The organism is Shewanella zhangzhouensis (assembly GCF_019457615.1).
In the GTDB taxonomy this organism is placed as follows: domain Bacteria; phylum Pseudomonadota; class Gammaproteobacteria; order Enterobacterales; family Shewanellaceae; genus Shewanella; species Shewanella zhangzhouensis.
Genome location: NZ_CP080414.1, coordinates 578,947 through 593,683 on the forward strand (window position 1 = coordinate 578,947; position 14,737 = coordinate 593,683).

Sequence of the window (14,737 nt, forward strand, 5' to 3'; positions counted from 1 at the left end):
TTTTTTCATCGATGATTCTTCCGGATTACTCAGCTCTTAAAGCTTGGCTCTGGACTTCTTCGCTGCGGCCTTGGGGGCTTAGCGCCGGAGTCAGGCAAACATTTAGAGAGGCTGATTCACCTGAATGACCAGCTTGCCGAAGTTTTTGCCCTCCAGAAGGCCAATCAGTTGCTCGGGGGCGTTTTCCAGACCCTGCTCAATTTGCTCACGGTACTGGATTTTACCCTCGGCCAGCCACTGGCTCATATCCTGCTCAAACTCTCCGTAACGGTGGCCATAATCATCAAAAATGATAAAGCCCTGCACCTTAATGCGCTTGGTCAAAATCAGCCCCATCAGCAGCGACAGTCTGTCCGGTCCGGCGGGCAGCCCGGTGGCGTTATACTGGGAAATCAGGCCGCACACCGGAATACGGGCGCTGGTGTTCAAAAGCGGGATGACGGCATCGAACACGGCGCCGCCGACGTTTTCAAAGTACACGTCGATGCCGTCGGGGCAGGCGGCGGCCAGTTCGGCGGCAAAGTTGGCTGACTTGTGGTCGATACAGGCATCAAAGCCAAGCACTTCAACCGCATGGCGACACTTGTCGGCGCCGCCGGCAATACCCACCACCCGCGCGCCCTTAAGCTTACCAATTTGGCCCACGGTAGCACCAACAGGCCCGGTGGCAGCGGCCACCACTATGGTTTCACCGGCTTTGGGCGCGCCAATGTCGAGCAGGCCCATATAGGCGGTAAAGCCCGGCATGCCCATCACGCCGAGGGCGTAGGAAGGGTGGCTTGGATTGGCCCCCAGTTTCAGCAGGCCTTCGGCGCCGGACACGGCATAGCTTTGCCAGCCCACGTTGTAGGCGAGTACCCACTCACCCACGGCAAAGTCAGGATGGTTGGACACTTCCACCTGGCAGACGGTGCCGCCAATCATCACTTCGCCCAAGGCTACAGGTTCGGCATAAGACTTGGCATCGCTCATGCGGCCGCGCATATAGGGGTCGAGTGACAGGTAGATGGTGCGCAGCAGCACTTCACCCTGCCTGGGTTCGGGTTTGGCCAGGGTTTCCAGGCGGAAGTTGTCGCTGGTGGGGGCGCCAACGGGGCGTGAGGCCAACACGATGCGGCGGTTGATGGAATCAGTCATAACTCTGTCCTTTGTTTAAATTAGACCAGTCGTCTAGTGTTCGTTTCAAAAAATCCGCTATCGAAATAGCGGCTTGGATTTGGGGCTATTCTCGTGTTTGGCTTCCGGCTCAGGCCGTTGGCTGCAACACCTGTCTGGTGGTCAGCAGTGCCTGCTGCAGGCTGGCATCGTCCAAACGTATCTTGTTCAGCAAGCTGGCGCCGATCCACAGGTTATAAAGCTGCTCGGCAATCTGGTGGCTGTCACCGATGTTGAGCTCGCCCGCCACTCGCCCCTGCTCGATGCAGTCGGCTATTCGCCCTATGATGCGGTTGGTGCCACTAAGGAGTGCCAAACGCATGGGCTCCGACAGGTCCGACACCTCACCGGCAAGCTTTACCACCAGGCATTTTCCGGCCTGCCCCTGGCAGCTGTTTTGCTCGCTCCAGCGCTGCCAGTAGTGCATCAGCTTGTCAAAGTGATTACCCGGGGCAGCTTCAAGCAGCTGGTTCAGCTGGCTTAAGTAGTCGCTGAAGTAGGCCTGGATCAGGGCTTCGCCAAACTGCTCCTTGGACTTGAAGTAGTGATAGAAGGAGCCCTTGGGCACCTCGGCGTTTTTCAGCAGTTCCGACAGGCCCACACCGGCAAAGCCTTTGTTGACCACCAGTTGGTAGCCAATGTCGAGTATGTGTTGCCGGGTGTCTTGGGTTTTGGTGTTCATGGCGGCGATAATATCGACAATTAGACCAGTCGTCTAGTATTTTTTTTGCTTGGTGATCGTACGGTCATTTGGGGTTGTTCCCCAGGCTTTGCTCTCGCGCTGCGTGTTCAGTTTGGCTCAAAGTGAAATCGAGTGGGAATGGCGGCTTCTGAACGCGGTGAAAGTGAAATTAGTTGCGTTTTTTATCAAGCGTATGAAATGAAACGTGGAAGTATTATCAGGCGTTAGGGAAAATCTGTGTTAGTTTCCCGATGAATATGTAAGCTTGTATCGAGAAACTTGTTCACCCGAATATGGAACTGATATGAAACGGATTTTAACAGTATTACTTCTTTTGAGTTTTTCAGGCTGCGCCAGTATCCCGCTCAGCACTATGATTGAGTTGAGCTCATTTGATGAAAACGCGTTTTTAGAGCTGGAACCCGAAGACTTGAGTGTGAAAGTTCACGTCGATAAGCCAGTCGAGCTTGATAAAGATAATATTGAGATGGCTGTAACCATCACAACGCACAAAGGCGACTTAAAATTTTATTTCCCAATTGGGTTAATTTCTCAGAAAGACATTCCGAAGGACGATGCCTGGTTCAGTTCAGTACCGGAACGCACTGAATATCAATTTGAACTTACAATTGAGGCTGTCGATACTTTCAGGCAATTTCAGTCAAACATGAGTGCAGAGAAGCCAGAAAGCTACGGCCTCGATGTAAGATTGTCGATGATAAGGCCGGAGCAAGAAATAACAGAAGTAATAGCATCGGTTTTTATTAAGTTGAATCGCGAAAGTGACTATTTGACGTTATTTGATCGGGTGTCGCTCTCTCCCAAAGTAATGCGATATGAGAAAACACAAATGGCAGGCGCTTGCGAATTCTCTAAATGGGACAAGAGATGTTGGCGTGGCCGTCATGAATAACAACACCCTGGTACTGAGTGTTCAAAGAGCCTTGCTTGGCGCAGTGCCTCCGACTCTAAGATTTATCTATGCGCACATTGAAAGCCAGACGCTCTTTTTTCATGCAGTGTTTACGGATGATGCCCCCGAAGATCATCTGGAATGCGTCAATGTGGCACTGACTGAAGTGATAGCGACTTTGCCGCCTGCTATTCAACTGTGTGAACTCATCGAACGGAATAGCTCAGCCCCTTGGCGAATGGGTAATGCTGAGGGGTTATTGTTTTTACGATATGGCGAAAGTGAAACGGCTTAGCAGACAGTTTTATTCAGCTCGCCGCAAGATTTTTGCAGCTGCTTACCCTGAAAGCTGCCCCCCCAGTCCTTTAGACATCATGCTTGCACGTGCTGCCAAGGTTTAAACATTCACCAAAAAAGATTAGGATCCGGGGACTTACCATGGCTTATTGGCGGCCTTTTCGGCCTGGCGACTGAGTCTTTGCGGCGCAGGGTATTGGGCTGCTGAACTGAGATGGCAAACGTGATGTGGATGTCATGGCGCTCAACTGCCCGTTGGTGAGTCAGAGAATGGAATGCTATCATCCGCCACTGGAATTAGAGTTAATGCTCTAGAGGTGTCAATGAAACCTATCACCACACTGGTTTGTCTGCCAAAAATGGTGTGTTCGTCCCGTCAGCGGGCAAGGCGTACGCTTGTTGCGCAAAAAGGCCGCATCACTAAATCAGCTCTGTTTGCGGCCGTGCTTGCGTCTTGCGTCGGCATGTCTGTGATAGCCACAGCTGCCCATGCCCAGAGTTTTGATGAGGCCTGGCAGCAGCTGCAACAGGTTAGCGATAAACTGGCGGCCTCCAGCGCCAAGGTCGACCGGGCCCGCGCCGAGCGTGATGCCGGTGAAGACATGAACCTGCCGGAGCTGTCGCTCAATGGCAGCTATACCCGCCTCGAAAAGCCGCTGGAGATGGATCTTCGGGATCTTAATCCCATGGCCTCACTCGACCCCGCAAGTCTGCCGCCCGCCCTGGGCGCGGCCCTTGGCAGTATTCCCGGCGAACTTTTTATTACTCCTTTCACCGAGCAGGATATTTTCCGTGCCAGCCTGTCGGCCATGTGGCCCATCTACACGGGTGGGCGCATCAGTGCGGCCCAGGGCATACACGAGGCCCTGCTTGCTGAAGAAGAGCAGCAGCGTGAGCTCACCCGCCGTGAGCTGTTTACCACCCTGGTGGACAGGTACTACGGGGTGATGGTGGCGGCAGAGCTGGCCCGTACCCAGGACAAGTTGGTGGCGTCGCTGGAAAAACACGTCGACCATGCCCGCAAGCTTGAGGCCCAGGGACAAATCGCCAAAGTCGAGCGCCTGAACGCCGAAGTGGCCCTGGATAACGCCAGGGTGCAGGCATCCAGCAGTCGCCGCCAGTATGAGATGACCAATATCGCCCTGAAAAGCCTGCTGAAAAAAGCCGATACCCCCTCGTCAGGGCTTTTTATTGCGCCGAGCGAACCTTCGCTGCCGCGCCTTGCAGAGCTGACCCAAAAATCCCATCCGGCGCTTAAGTTGCTGGATGCCAAGGAAACCCAGGCCAGCGGCCTGATTGAGGTCGAGCGCGGCGCCTACAAGCCCACAGTATTCCTTTACGGCAACTACACCCTGTACGAGGACGATAGTCTGTTCGCGAAAATGGAGCCGGACTGGATGCTGGGAGTGGGCTTTAAGATGCCGCTGCTCTCCCGCGACGGTCGCAGTGGCAAGGTCGAAGCCGCCCACAGCGCACTGCTGCAGGCCCGCCACACCAAGGCGCAAACCCGGGAAGACTTGAGTCTGTTACTGGAGCAAAGCTTTCGTCAGCTTAAGCAGGCCGAAGAAGAATATCGTGCCCTCGACAGCTCGCGGGCGCTGGCGATGGAAAACCTGCGGCTTAGGGAGCTTGCCTTTAATCAGGGCATGTCCACCTCTATCGAGCGGGTGGACGCCGAACTGAAACTCACCGCCGTGGATACCCAGCAGCTGGGTGCCAAGTTTCGTTATGTGCAGGCCTATGCGCGCCTGATGGCCATCTCAGGCCAGTTGGATGAATTTATCGGTCAGGCCCAGCGAGTGTCGGCCACCATGGGAGAAAAACAATGACAGTCAACCGTTTGCTGGCAACGTCTGCACTGGTGACGCTGGTGATAGCCCTCGGCTGGGGGCTGATGCTGGCTCACACACCTGCCAAGGCGCCCTTGCAGGGCCAGATTGAAGCCCGTGAATACCATGTTTCTTCCAAGGTGCCCGGTCGCATCGAACAGGTGATGGTGCGCACCGGCGATACTGTGGCAGCAGGGGATTTGCTCTACGTGATTGACAGCCCCGAGCTTAATGCCAAGTTGATGCAGGCCGAAGGGGGCCGGGATGCTGCTCGTGCCATGCAGCTTGAGGCCGACACCGGTGCCCGTAAGCAACAGATTGCCGCCCAGAAAGAACAGTGGCTCAAGGCCAAAGCCGGGTTGGATCTCGCCAAAACCACTTTCGAGCGGGTGGATAACCTCTTTAACGAAGGCGTGGTGCCAAGGCAAAAGCGGGATGAAGCCTATACCCAGTGGCAGGCGGCCAGATACACAGAGCAGGCGGCACTGGCGGTGTATCAGATGACCGAAGAAGGCGCCCGGGAAGAAACCAAGGCGGCGGCCGCCGGCAATGCCCGTATGGCCGAGGGCGCCGTAAAGGAAGTGAGCGCCATTCTGGCCGACAGCCAGATGCGCGCGCCACGGGGCGGTGAAGTGTCGGAAGTGCTGCTGCAATCCGGCGAGCTGGCGCCGTCCGGTTTCCCTGTGGTGAGTCTGGTGGACATGAATGACGCCTGGGCCGTGTTCCAGCTGCGGGAAGACATGCTAAAGGATGTGAAAAAAGGCGAACTGAAACAGCTGTATATTCCAGCGTTGGATACCCGCGCCGAGTTTAAGGTGAGCCATATTGCGGTAATGGGCGACTTTGCCACCTGGCGCTCCACCGAGAGTGGCCACGACTTTGACCTGCGCACCTTCAAGGTGGAGCTGGTGCCCCAGCACCCCATCGAAGGGTTGCGGGTTGGCATGTCTGCCATTTGGGAATAAGCGATGAAAACCCTGTTGCGCCGTGAGCTTGGCGCACTGTGGCAAAACCCCTGGCAACTGGCATTGGTCAGCTACCTGCCCATTCTTGCCATGCTGGCACTTTGGTGGCTTTTCAGTGCCGCCTTGCCGAGGCAACTGCCGGTGGCCATGGTGGACCTGGATAACAGCAGCCTGAGCCGTGAGCTGGGCCGCCATATGGCCGCAAACCCTGTCGTCAGCCCCATATCCTTCGCGTCTTTGCCACAGGCCCAGGACGCCATGAACCGTGCCGAGGTCTATGCCCTGGTGGTGGTGCCCCACGGCTTTTCCCGCGAATTGAAAACTGCCGTACAGCCCACGGTGGATGTGCGTTACAACGGCCAGTTCTTATTGGTGGGCAAACTGCTTGCCGCCAATTTGCAGCAAGCCATTGCCGATGCCATGAAGCCGCTGGCCTACAGCAAGCAGCTGGCCCGGGGCGCCAATCCCCATCAGGCGCATATCAATATCGCCCCCGTCGCCACCCAAACCACGGCGCTCTTTAACCGTAACAACAACTACGTGGGCTTTTTGGTGCCGCCGGTGCTGATTGCCCTGTGGCAGCTCACGGCCATGTTGGTGTTTGCCAACGCCCTCAACCGCGAGTTGGAACCCGCGGCGCGGCAAGAAGCCATTGGCATGCTGCCAAAACTGGGTGCCAAGTTGCTCTGCTACACACCGCTGTTGATGCTGCAGGGGCTCTTTATCCATGCGCTGCTGTTTGGCTATTTGAAACTGCCGGTGGCGGCCTCGCCGCTGTGGCTCATTCCCGCCATGCTGGCCCTGCTGCTGGCGGTCTTTTTGATAGTGGCAGTGATATTTTTATTGATGCAGGAGTCCGCCCGTGTGGTGAGTTTCTGCACCGCGTTGTTTGCCCCGGCCTTTGCTTTTATGGGGGTGACCTTTCCGGTACACGATATGCCGGCAGCGGCGCAGTATTGGCGACTGCTGATGCCATCGAGCCACTATATTGACTCCCATATTGCCCTGGTGAGCTACGGTGTAAGCGGCATGGAGTTACTGAGTAAGAATTTGTCTTTTATGCCATTTTTTCTGCTTTTGTTGCCAATAGGGCTGCTGGCACGAAAAGGGCTTAAGGAGGCGCAGTCATGACACTGCTGCGGCTTATCCTTGAGGAACTCAAAGCCATAGTCGCCGATAAGGCGATTGCCGTGACCCTGTTTGGTGGGGTGCTGTTTTATGCCTTGTTGTACCCCTTGCCCTATTTGAATCAGGTGCCTACCGAGCAGGCGCTGGTGGTGGTTGACCTGGACAATACCAGCCTCAGCAGGGAGCTTATCCGTCATGCCGATGCCAGCCCGAAAATCCGGGTGGCGAGGGGGGCAGGCAGTGTGGCCGAGGCGCAGCACTATATTGCCAGCGGCGACTTCCATGGCTTGCTGGTGATCCCGGCGGGCTTTAAACGCGATCTCCTGCTGGGCAAGGGCGCGACTCTCAGCTATGGCGGCGATGCCAGTTACTTTCTGGTTTACTCGGCACTGGTGGAGGGCCTGGTGACCGCCGGTATGGATGCTGCAAAGTCGGTACAGCTGCTGGGGATGTTGAGTCGGGGCGAGTCTTTTGCCGGTGCCAGCCTCAGTCTGGCACCCATGCACCTGAATGCAGTGCCTGCCTATAACCCGGGTTTGGGTTACACCCCCTATGTGGTGCCCGGCCTGTTCCTGCTCATTTTGCATCAGACATTGCTGATTGGTACCGGTATTTTGGGGGCCGGGCAATGGCGTAAATCGGGTTATTGGCAGCAGGTGTCGGCCCTTGAACTCTTGATGGGCCGTCTTGCGGCATTTAGCCTTATCTATGCTGCCCTTGGCGCTTTTTACCTTGGCTGGTGTTATCACTGGTATGGGGTCAGTGTGCAGGCGGGGCTTGGGGATATCGCTGCCTTTATCGTGCCTTTTTATGTGGCTACCGCCGCGGCCGGGGTGGCGGCGAGTTGCCTGTTCCGCCGCCGCGATATGCCTACTCAGGTGATGTTGCTGGCCTCCATGCCGATTCTGTTTGTCAGCGGTTTTGTGTGGCCGCTTTCGCTCATTCCGGAGCCTCTGGTGATGGCGGCACAGGCCATTCCGGCAGTGCCTGCCATTTTTGGCATGCTCAAACTCAATCAGTTGGGGGCGGGATTTGACGCTGTCTTCTCTGAATGGCTAACCCTTTGGGTGTTGGCACTGGTGTATCTGGCACTGGCATGGTGGGGGCTGGCTGTCAGGCAGCGGGAAGTGGATCGCCCGGGTATCCCCAAACAGGCATAAAAAACGCCCCGCATTGCGGGGCGTTGATCTGTCTGGCGGTATGGCAGTCTTCAAGACTCGGGAGTATTGTCCCTAAGGTACTTGAGCAGCTCTTTGGCCGCCTTGGACTCCAGACCTTTTTCGGCATCTTTGCTGACTTCCTTGGCGGTGGCACGCACCATCTGACGCAGCTTCTGACGGTCAAATGCGGGGTGTTCCTCTACCAGCGCCTGGATCTCGCTGTCGCCTTCGGTGAGCAAACGATCGCGAATTTTTTCCAGTACATGCTGACGGGCAGCCTGGTTGTTGTTCTTGTTGGCCAGTTTGTCCAGCGAAGCGACTATGGCCTCGGTGTCCAGGTTACGCATCAGTTTGCCAATAAATTGGACCTGACGGCGCAGGGCCTCACTGTTGGGTTTAATTTTTTTGGCTGCAGCCAGGGCATCCAGCAAGTCTTCTTCCAGATCCAGCTTTTCGAGCTGGCTCTTGCTCAGACCAAGCAGACGCTTACCCAGGTCCTGGGCAGCATGGGATTCCCGCTTGAAAGATGACTTACTGACATAGTTTTCGTCATCATCATAGGGCTGTTTGAAATTCTCTGGATCGCCAACGACGTTCATTCGCTAAAAACCTCTCTACACGCAATCCGGCAATATTACCATTAAGCAGGGGAAACTGCTGCCTCGGGCGCAGATTTTGTCTGCAAAGGGAGCACATTTGTGGATGTGATTTGCCACAGGGCTTTGTTATGCTTAGCCCCATCAGGCAGTGAACAAGAGCAAGACAGTGTCATCTAACAAAATTGAATTGGAATTGAACGCCCTCAAGGATGCCGTGGCCATGGCGCTGGACTACGCCAAAACCCTGGGAACAGGCGCCGCCGAAGTGGCCATCAGCAAGCAACAGGGATTGTCGGTTTCTACCCGACTCAAGGAAGTGGAAACCGTTGAATTCAATAAAGACGGTGCACTGGGGATCACGGTATTCCGCGATGGCTGCAAGGGCAGTTCATCCACCTCCGATTTAAGCCCCGAGGCCATCCGTCAGGCAGTAAAGGCCGCAGATGATATCGCCCGCTATACCTCCTCTGACCCCTGCAACGGTTTGGCAGAAGCCAGTTTAATGGCCAAAGCCGTGACTGATTTGGATCTCTATCATCCAGAGAGCCTGACTCCGGAAGAGCTGACAGAGCTTGCTGTTCGCGCTGAGGCTGCTGCCCTCGACGCCGATCCGCGCATTAAAAATTCCGATGGTGCCAGCGCCAATGCCCACACGGGTATCAAGGTGTATGGCAACAGCCATGGTTTCCTCAATGGCTACTGCTCTTCACGTTACTCCTTAAGCTGCGTTGTGATTGGCGAAGAAGACGATGGCAACATGCAGCGGGATTACGACTACAGCATTTCCCGCAAATATGCCGAGCTGCTGTCTCCCGAGCTGGTGGGGCAAAAGGCTGCGGCCAAGACATTAAGTCGCCTCGGTGGCCGCAAAATTGCCACAGGTACCATGCCGGTACTCTTTGCCCACGAGGTAGCCACCGGCCTCATTGGTCATCTTATCAGTGCCATCAGTGGTTCCAGCCTGTACCGCAAATCAAGCTTCCTGCTGGATGCGCTGGACACCCAGGTGTTCCCCGAGTGGCTGAATATCCGCGAAGAGCCGCATCTGCTGGCGGGCCTTGCCAGCGCCCCCTACGACAGCGAAGGGGTGGCGACTGTGGACAGAGACATCATCAAGGACGGGCTGCTCGCCACCTACCTGCTGACTTCCTATTCGGCCCGTAAACTGGGGATGACCAACACAGGTCATGCCGGTGGTATATACAACTGGACCCTGAATGACACAGGCGTGGATTTCGATGCCCTGGTTCGCCAGATGGACAAGGGGCTTATCGTGACCGAAGTCATGGGGCAGGGCGTGAACATGGTGACGGGTGATTATTCCCGCGGCGCGGCCGGTTTCTATGTGGAGAACGGTGAAATCCAGTTCCCGGTGGAAGAAATCACCATCGCCGGTAACCTTAAAGACATGTATCGCAGTATTCAGGCCGTGAGTCAGGACAGAGATCTGCGCTCTTCCATCCGCACCGGCGGTATCCTGCTGGATAGCATGAAGGTAGCAGGTAACTGATACGCCTGACAGAATCGGCCATTCAGGCCAAAAAAAGCCCCGTATTGCCGGGGCTTTTTTGTAGCCGATTTTAGCCAGAACCCGGTGGCGGCATCACTCAGCCAGTGGACCGGCTATGGCTGCAGTTTGTCTTGTTTGGAGGCGGCTTCTGCAGCGGCTGGCGGCGTGTCTGTGGCTTGAACTTCTTGTGTGGTGGCAGAGGGCGCTTGTATCTCTGGATGTAACACAGCCTCTCTGTAGGCTGCGATGGTGCCATCATGCATCATCTCGGTAAGCGCCTGCACCAGCTGCCTGGCAACACTGTTGGGTGACGGTATACCCGGCTGATTGTTTGCGGACATCGGCTTGTCGGCTAAAAAGTCCGGGTTGGCTATCTCTTGAAAATGAGCACTCTTGCGGGAAAAACCAAAGAACATGGTGCGGGGCTTTTCGCAGCAATCAGGGTGCAGTTTGAGGCCATCCCCCCCTTCCTGATGGAGGTAATACTCCAGGGTAAATTCATCATAAATAAAGAAGTCGCCCTTGTTGGCCCTGAGCATGGCAAAGGCCTTGGGAATATCCAGGTCCTGGGGGCGGCGCTGATTGAGTCCCTTGGGCAGTCCGCCAAGGTCGTAACTGCCGGGTGCCATCAGAAGCACCATCTTATGGGGAACCAGCTCATCGAGCTGTTTGATATCCGGCGAATTTATCCGGCTGATCCCGGTATAGCGCTCCGGCAGGCCGTTCGGGAAAAACCAGGCATATTTGGCACGCTTCGGGGTAAAGCTCAAGCTGGGGTAGAAATCGATATGGCCCTGCTCCAATTCGCGAATAATGCGGTTTTTCGGGGCGCGGATTACGGTCAGGTTGCAGCCGATACGCTTTGCTGCCTCCTCAAAGAGGGTGACAAAAAGCCCGGTATCCGTGGGCTCTGCGTGAATATAAGGCAGGCGTTCGTTGGTGCGGTAACCCATGGTCAACTCGCACCCAACAGCGGGCACATTCAAGAGCATCAGCAGTAAGAATAACGGCGGCCTCACTTAATATATCTCCTTGATTGCTCTGTTCTTGGCTTCATGCCTGCTTAAGAGTTACACAAAAAACTGGGTGGGGGAAAACAGAAATAGCGTACGAACGCGTAAATTTGATCTGGATCCCGGCGGCCATTGGTCTTATGCTTGGCCGGTTTTTAACCAAAGGAGCAAATCAGTGAGCAAGCATCACGATCATGGCCGCGGAGAGATCCGCGACAACGCCGTCAAGGCGCTGGTGACCTCAGACCTGTTCAGGTTGAAGGTCGAGAAACCGAAAAAAGGCAAAGGGTCTTATCAACGCAAGGCTCGCAACCAGAAGGGGCATCAGCATAAGGGCGATGCCCCTTTTGATTTTAGGGCGTTTGGCAACGCAAAGACAAAAAACGGGCATAAAGCCCGTTTTTTAATGCGCTGAACGTCAGTCTTCCAGGGCGACCAATTCGGCCCAGAGATCATGCTCGTCCGAGGCAACGATACGGGCACGCACCATATCACCGGGAGTCAGCTCAGTTTCGCCATTGATAAACACCATGCCATCGATTTCAGGGGCATCGGCGTAAGAGCGGCCGATGGCACCTTCTTCGTCAACATCATCAATCAGAATATCCAGCTCACGGCCAACCAGACGGGCCAGACGCTCGGCGCTGATTTCGGCCTGTACTTCCATAAAGCGCTCGTACCTGTCTTCTTTCACTTCTTCGCTGATAAGCTCGGCCAGGGTATTGGCCACGGCGCCATCCACCTCGGAATACTTGAAACAGCCAACGCGATCGAGGCGTGCTTCACGCAGGAAGTCCAGCAGCATTTCGAAGTCTTCTTCGGTTTCGCCGGGGAAGCCCACGATAAAGGTAGAGCGGATCACCAGGTCAGGGCAGATCTCACGCCATTTCTTGATGGCATCCAACTGGCGGTCAACCCGGCCTGGACGCTTCATCATCTTGAGAACGCGCGGGCTGGCGTGCTGCAGCGGCAGGTCCAGGTAAGGCAGAATGAGACCTTCGGCCATCAGCGGGATCAAGTCGTCAACCCAGGGGTATGGGTACACGTAGTGCAGACGCACCCAGGCGCCCATCTTGCCCAGCTGGCGTGCCAGGCTGGTGATGTCCTGTTTTACCGGCATGCCGTTCCAGAAGTCGGTGCGGCCATCTTTGTCTTTGCCGTAGGCGGAGGTGTCCTGGCTCACTACCAGAATTTCCTGTACGCCGCTTTCAACCAAACGTTTGGCTTCGTCCAGCACACTGCCGACGCCGCGGCTGTCCAGGTCGCCACGCAGGGCTGGGATGATGCAGAAGGTGCAGCGGTTGTCACAGCCTTCAGAAATCTTCAGGTAGGCATAGTGCTTGGGCGTCAGCTTTACACCTGTCTGGGGGATCAGCGAGATGAAAGGGTTGTGCTCAGGCTTTGGCACATACTTGTGTACGTGGTTCAGCACAGCCTCGTAGCTGTGGGGGCCGGTGATTTCCAGCACATCGGGGTGCACTTCGCGAATTTGGTTTTCTTTGGCACCCAAACAGCCGGTCACAATCACCTTGCCGTTTTCTTCAAGGGCTTCACGCACGGCGTCCAGCGACTCTTCCACAGCGGCATCGATAAAGCCACAGGTGTTTACAATCACCAGATCGGCATTGTCGTAGCTGTTGGTTACCTCGTAACCGTCGATACGCAGCTGGGTCAGAATGCGCTCTGAGTCCACCAGATTCTTGGGGCAGCCCAGGCTGACAAAGCCGATACGGTTGCCCTGAATGGTGCCGTCGCTGGCCTTGGCTTCTGCTGCCAGGGTCTTGGCTGGGGTCTCGAGCGTGGTAGTCTGCTTGGGATCAAAAGTTTCGACTGTCTTGTTCAAAGTGCGCGTTCCGATATTGCGTGACTGGTTTCATTTACCGCGCCGGGCCGGGTGCACAGTGGCTTGGGCTGTGGGCAGTAAAAAAGTGCGCGCGATTATACCGCAAGTGCCCGAAAGGTACAGGGTGTGTGGTGAAAATTTGTTCAGCAAGATGATGGAAAATTTTTTTGAAAAATTTAACCCTTTTTGAATTTTATGCCGTTTGTAACGTCAGACAGATTTGAAAACCAAGGAGAATCCCATGAAAAAAACTCTGACAGCCCTCGGCGTGAGTGCCCTGTTTGCCGTGACAGCCCTGACTTCATCAGCACAGGCAAACGAGTTCCCCACTTTGGACACCACGGGAGTCGCCGAGCTGAAAGTGACGCCCGACACCGCCGTTATCTCGGTTGAGGTGGTATCCAAAGGTAAGGACCCCCGTTATGTAAAGGGCGCTTCTGACAAGGCCGTGGCCGGTTTTATCAAGCGTTTGGAAGCCGCCGGTGTGAAGCGCGAGCAGATTGAAAGTGCCAATCTCATCATCAATCCAGAGTACAAGTACCACAAGGATGCCGAGCCTCAGCTGATAGGTTATGGCGCCAATCGCCGGGTGACGGTGCGCATCACAGATGTGTCCAGAGTGAATGAAATAGTGGACTCGGCGCTGACCGAAGGCATCAACCGGGTGGGCAATATCAGCTTTGAGCTCAGCGATGACAGCGCCGCCCGAGCCAGGGTGCGGGAGCTTGCCATTGCCGATGCCAAGTCCAAGGCCGAGTCCCTGGCCCAGGGCTTTGGCGCCAAAATTCAGGGGGTGTGGCATATCCGCTACTACGATCAGGGGCCGGTTCGCCCGGTGATGTACAAAGCGGCCATGATGGAGGCCGACAATGGGGTAGGGCAGAGCTATCAGTCCGGTGACATTACCCTGTCGGACAGGGTCGAAGTGACTTATCGACTGAAAGACTGATCTGAATTTCGTGTGGCCTGACTGGTTTGCGAACAATATAGAGAGCCGATACCGGCTCTATATCTTTTTAAAGCAGAGGATTAGTTGCTGAGCTTCAGCTGATAAAAGGCCAGATCCAGCCAGCGATCAAACTTATAGCCCACTTCTTTTAAGGTGCCGGCATGTTCAAAGCCAAGCTTCTGGTGCAGGGCTATGCTGGCATTGTTGCTGGCATCTATGCCGCCCACCATCATATGCAATCCAGCATCCTTCGCCGCTTGAATAAGCGCCTGCATCAGCTGTAGTGCGACCCCTTTGCCACGGTGATCCGGATGAACATAAACAGAGTGCTCCACCGAATAGAGGTTTGCCGGAAAGCCCCGGAATGGGCCATAGCTGGCAAATCCCATCAAGTCACCCTTTTCATCAAAGGCACCCAGCACAGGGTACGCCCCCTCCTTTTGTGCAAACCAGGCTGCAATTCTTGCCATGTCCCTTGGCTCATATTCGTAGAGCGCTGTGGTGTTGGCGATGGCGTGGTTAAAGATGTGCTGAATGATGGCGCCGTGTTGTTCGAATTGGCAGGAAGCTATGTGCATAGTGGTAAGGAGTCAGTAAGAAGATGACCAGTATGCCAAGGGTGCAGCGCCCTTGCCAGCGTCTCGCCGGGTTGCCGCTGTGCAGATGAAAGCCCGGATATTGGGAGCACTGGTCT

At 55.4% G+C, this 14,737-nt stretch carries 15 protein-coding genes; 9 read left to right on the forward strand and 6 right to left on the reverse strand.

Annotated elements, in window-relative coordinates:
* Positions 1-102: 102 nt before the first annotated feature.
* Positions 103-1,137, reverse strand: a complete 1,035-nt coding sequence (curA, locus tag K0H63_RS02535) for an NADPH-dependent curcumin/dihydrocurcumin reductase (RefSeq protein ID WP_220066574.1) — start codon at positions 1,135-1,137, stop codon at positions 103-105.
* A gap of 109 nt (positions 1,138-1,246) precedes the next feature.
* Positions 1,247-1,837 carry a TetR/AcrR family transcriptional regulator gene (locus K0H63_RS02540; protein WP_220066575.1) on the reverse strand — a complete coding sequence of 197 codons (591 nt, stop codon included), beginning with the start codon at positions 1,835-1,837 and terminating at the stop codon, positions 1,247-1,249.
* Positions 1,838-2,141: 304 nt separating this feature from the next.
* On the opposite strand from K0H63_RS02540, the gene K0H63_RS02545 reads away from it, so the two are divergent.
* The 6 genes from K0H63_RS02545 (at position 2,142) to K0H63_RS02570 (ending at position 8,129) form a co-directional block, all read left to right on the forward strand.
* Positions 2,142-2,750: a hypothetical protein gene (locus tag K0H63_RS02545; protein WP_220066576.1), complete on the forward strand. Its 609-nt coding sequence runs from the start codon at positions 2,142-2,144 to the stop codon at positions 2,748-2,750.
* Positions 2,743-3,045: a MafI2 family immunity protein gene (locus K0H63_RS02550; RefSeq protein ID WP_220066577.1), complete on the forward strand. Its 303-nt coding sequence runs from the start codon at positions 2,743-2,745 to the stop codon at positions 3,043-3,045. Before K0H63_RS02545 ends, K0H63_RS02550 begins: the two co-directional genes overlap by 8 nt.
* Positions 3,046-3,511: 466 nt before the next feature.
* The gene (locus K0H63_RS02555) at positions 3,512-4,876 is read left to right on the forward strand and encodes a TolC family protein (RefSeq protein WP_258405696.1); all 1,365 of its coding nucleotides are present in this window, start codon (positions 3,512-3,514) and stop codon (positions 4,874-4,876) included.
* Positions 4,873-5,841, forward strand: a complete 969-nt coding sequence (locus tag K0H63_RS02560; RefSeq protein ID WP_220066579.1) for an HlyD family secretion protein — start codon at positions 4,873-4,875, stop codon at positions 5,839-5,841. Before K0H63_RS02555 ends, K0H63_RS02560 begins: the two co-directional genes overlap by 4 nt.
* Before the next feature lie 3 nt (positions 5,842-5,844).
* A complete protein-coding gene (locus K0H63_RS02565; protein WP_220066580.1) occupies positions 5,845-6,972 on the forward strand; it encodes an ABC transporter permease in 1,128 nt (375 codons plus the stop codon).
* Positions 6,969-8,129: an ABC transporter permease gene (locus K0H63_RS02570; protein ID WP_220066581.1), complete on the forward strand. Its 1,161-nt coding sequence runs from the start codon at positions 6,969-6,971 to the stop codon at positions 8,127-8,129. Before K0H63_RS02565 ends, K0H63_RS02570 begins: the two co-directional genes overlap by 4 nt.
* A gap of 50 nt (positions 8,130-8,179) precedes the next feature.
* Here the strand turns inward: K0H63_RS02570 and yjgA are convergent, their stop codons facing one another.
* Entirely contained in the window at positions 8,180-8,728 is a 549-nt protein-coding gene (gene yjgA / locus K0H63_RS02575; RefSeq protein WP_220066582.1) for a ribosome biogenesis factor YjgA, read from the reverse strand.
* A gap of 166 nt (positions 8,729-8,894) precedes the next feature.
* Here yjgA and pmbA point away from each other — a divergent pair, with 166 nt between their 5' ends.
* Positions 8,895-10,238, forward strand: a complete 1,344-nt coding sequence (gene pmbA, locus K0H63_RS02580) for a metalloprotease PmbA (RefSeq protein WP_220066583.1) — start codon at positions 8,895-8,897, stop codon at positions 10,236-10,238.
* Positions 10,239-10,351: 113 nt separating this feature from the next.
* Here the strand turns inward: pmbA and K0H63_RS02585 are convergent, their stop codons facing one another.
* Positions 10,352-11,257, reverse strand: a complete 906-nt coding sequence (locus K0H63_RS02585) for a substrate-binding periplasmic protein (RefSeq protein WP_258405641.1) — start codon at positions 11,255-11,257, stop codon at positions 10,352-10,354.
* 169 nt (positions 11,258-11,426) lie between these two features.
* On the opposite strand from K0H63_RS02585, the gene K0H63_RS02590 reads away from it, so the two are divergent.
* Positions 11,427-11,666 carry a ribosome alternative rescue factor ArfA gene (locus K0H63_RS02590; protein WP_220066584.1) on the forward strand — a complete coding sequence of 80 codons (240 nt, stop codon included), beginning with the start codon at positions 11,427-11,429 and terminating at the stop codon, positions 11,664-11,666.
* A 3-nt stretch (positions 11,667-11,669) separates the two neighbouring features.
* On the opposite strand, the gene rimO is transcribed toward K0H63_RS02590, so the two are convergent.
* Positions 11,670-13,094 (reverse strand): 30S ribosomal protein S12 methylthiotransferase RimO, encoded by a 1,425-nt coding sequence (gene rimO / locus K0H63_RS02595; protein ID WP_220066585.1) that lies wholly within the window; start codon positions 13,092-13,094, stop codon positions 11,670-11,672.
* 241 nt (positions 13,095-13,335) lie between these two features.
* Here rimO and K0H63_RS02600 point away from each other — a divergent pair, with 241 nt between their 5' ends.
* Positions 13,336-14,043 carry an SIMPL domain-containing protein gene (locus tag K0H63_RS02600; protein ID WP_220066586.1) on the forward strand — a complete coding sequence of 236 codons (708 nt, stop codon included), beginning with the start codon at positions 13,336-13,338 and terminating at the stop codon, positions 14,041-14,043.
* An 80-nt stretch (positions 14,044-14,123) separates the two neighbouring features.
* On the opposite strand, the gene K0H63_RS02605 is transcribed toward K0H63_RS02600, so the two are convergent.
* Complete coding sequence (locus K0H63_RS02605; protein ID WP_220066587.1) at positions 14,124-14,621, reverse strand: GNAT family N-acetyltransferase; 498 nt, start codon at positions 14,619-14,621, stop codon at positions 14,124-14,126.
* Positions 14,622-14,737 lie beyond the last annotated feature (116 nt).

Coding starts and splice junctions, on each gene's coding strand:
- curA (WP_220066574.1), bottom strand. CDS start 1,137: ATGACTGATTCCATCAACCGCCGCATCGTGTTGGCCTCACGCCCCGTT.
- K0H63_RS02540 (WP_220066575.1), bottom strand. CDS start 1,837: ATGAACACCAAAACCCAAGACACCCGGCAACACATACTCGACATTGGC.
- K0H63_RS02545 (WP_220066576.1), top strand. CDS start 2,142: ATGAAACGGATTTTAACAGTATTACTTCTTTTGAGTTTTTCAGGCTGC.
- K0H63_RS02550 (WP_220066577.1), top strand. CDS start 2,743: ATGAATAACAACACCCTGGTACTGAGTGTTCAAAGAGCCTTGCTTGGC.
- K0H63_RS02555 (WP_258405696.1), top strand. CDS start 3,512: ATGTCTGTGATAGCCACAGCTGCCCATGCCCAGAGTTTTGATGAGGCC.
- K0H63_RS02560 (WP_220066579.1), top strand. CDS start 4,873: ATGACAGTCAACCGTTTGCTGGCAACGTCTGCACTGGTGACGCTGGTG.
- K0H63_RS02565 (WP_220066580.1), top strand. CDS start 5,845: ATGAAAACCCTGTTGCGCCGTGAGCTTGGCGCACTGTGGCAAAACCCC.
- K0H63_RS02570 (WP_220066581.1), top strand. CDS start 6,969: ATGACACTGCTGCGGCTTATCCTTGAGGAACTCAAAGCCATAGTCGCC.
- yjgA (WP_220066582.1), bottom strand. CDS start 8,728: ATGAACGTCGTTGGCGATCCAGAGAATTTCAAACAGCCCTATGATGAT.
- K0H63_RS02600 (WP_220066586.1), top strand. CDS start 13,336: ATGAAAAAAACTCTGACAGCCCTCGGCGTGAGTGCCCTGTTTGCCGTG.
- K0H63_RS02605 (WP_220066587.1), bottom strand. CDS start 14,621: ATGCACATAGCTTCCTGCCAATTCGAACAACACGGCGCCATCATTCAG.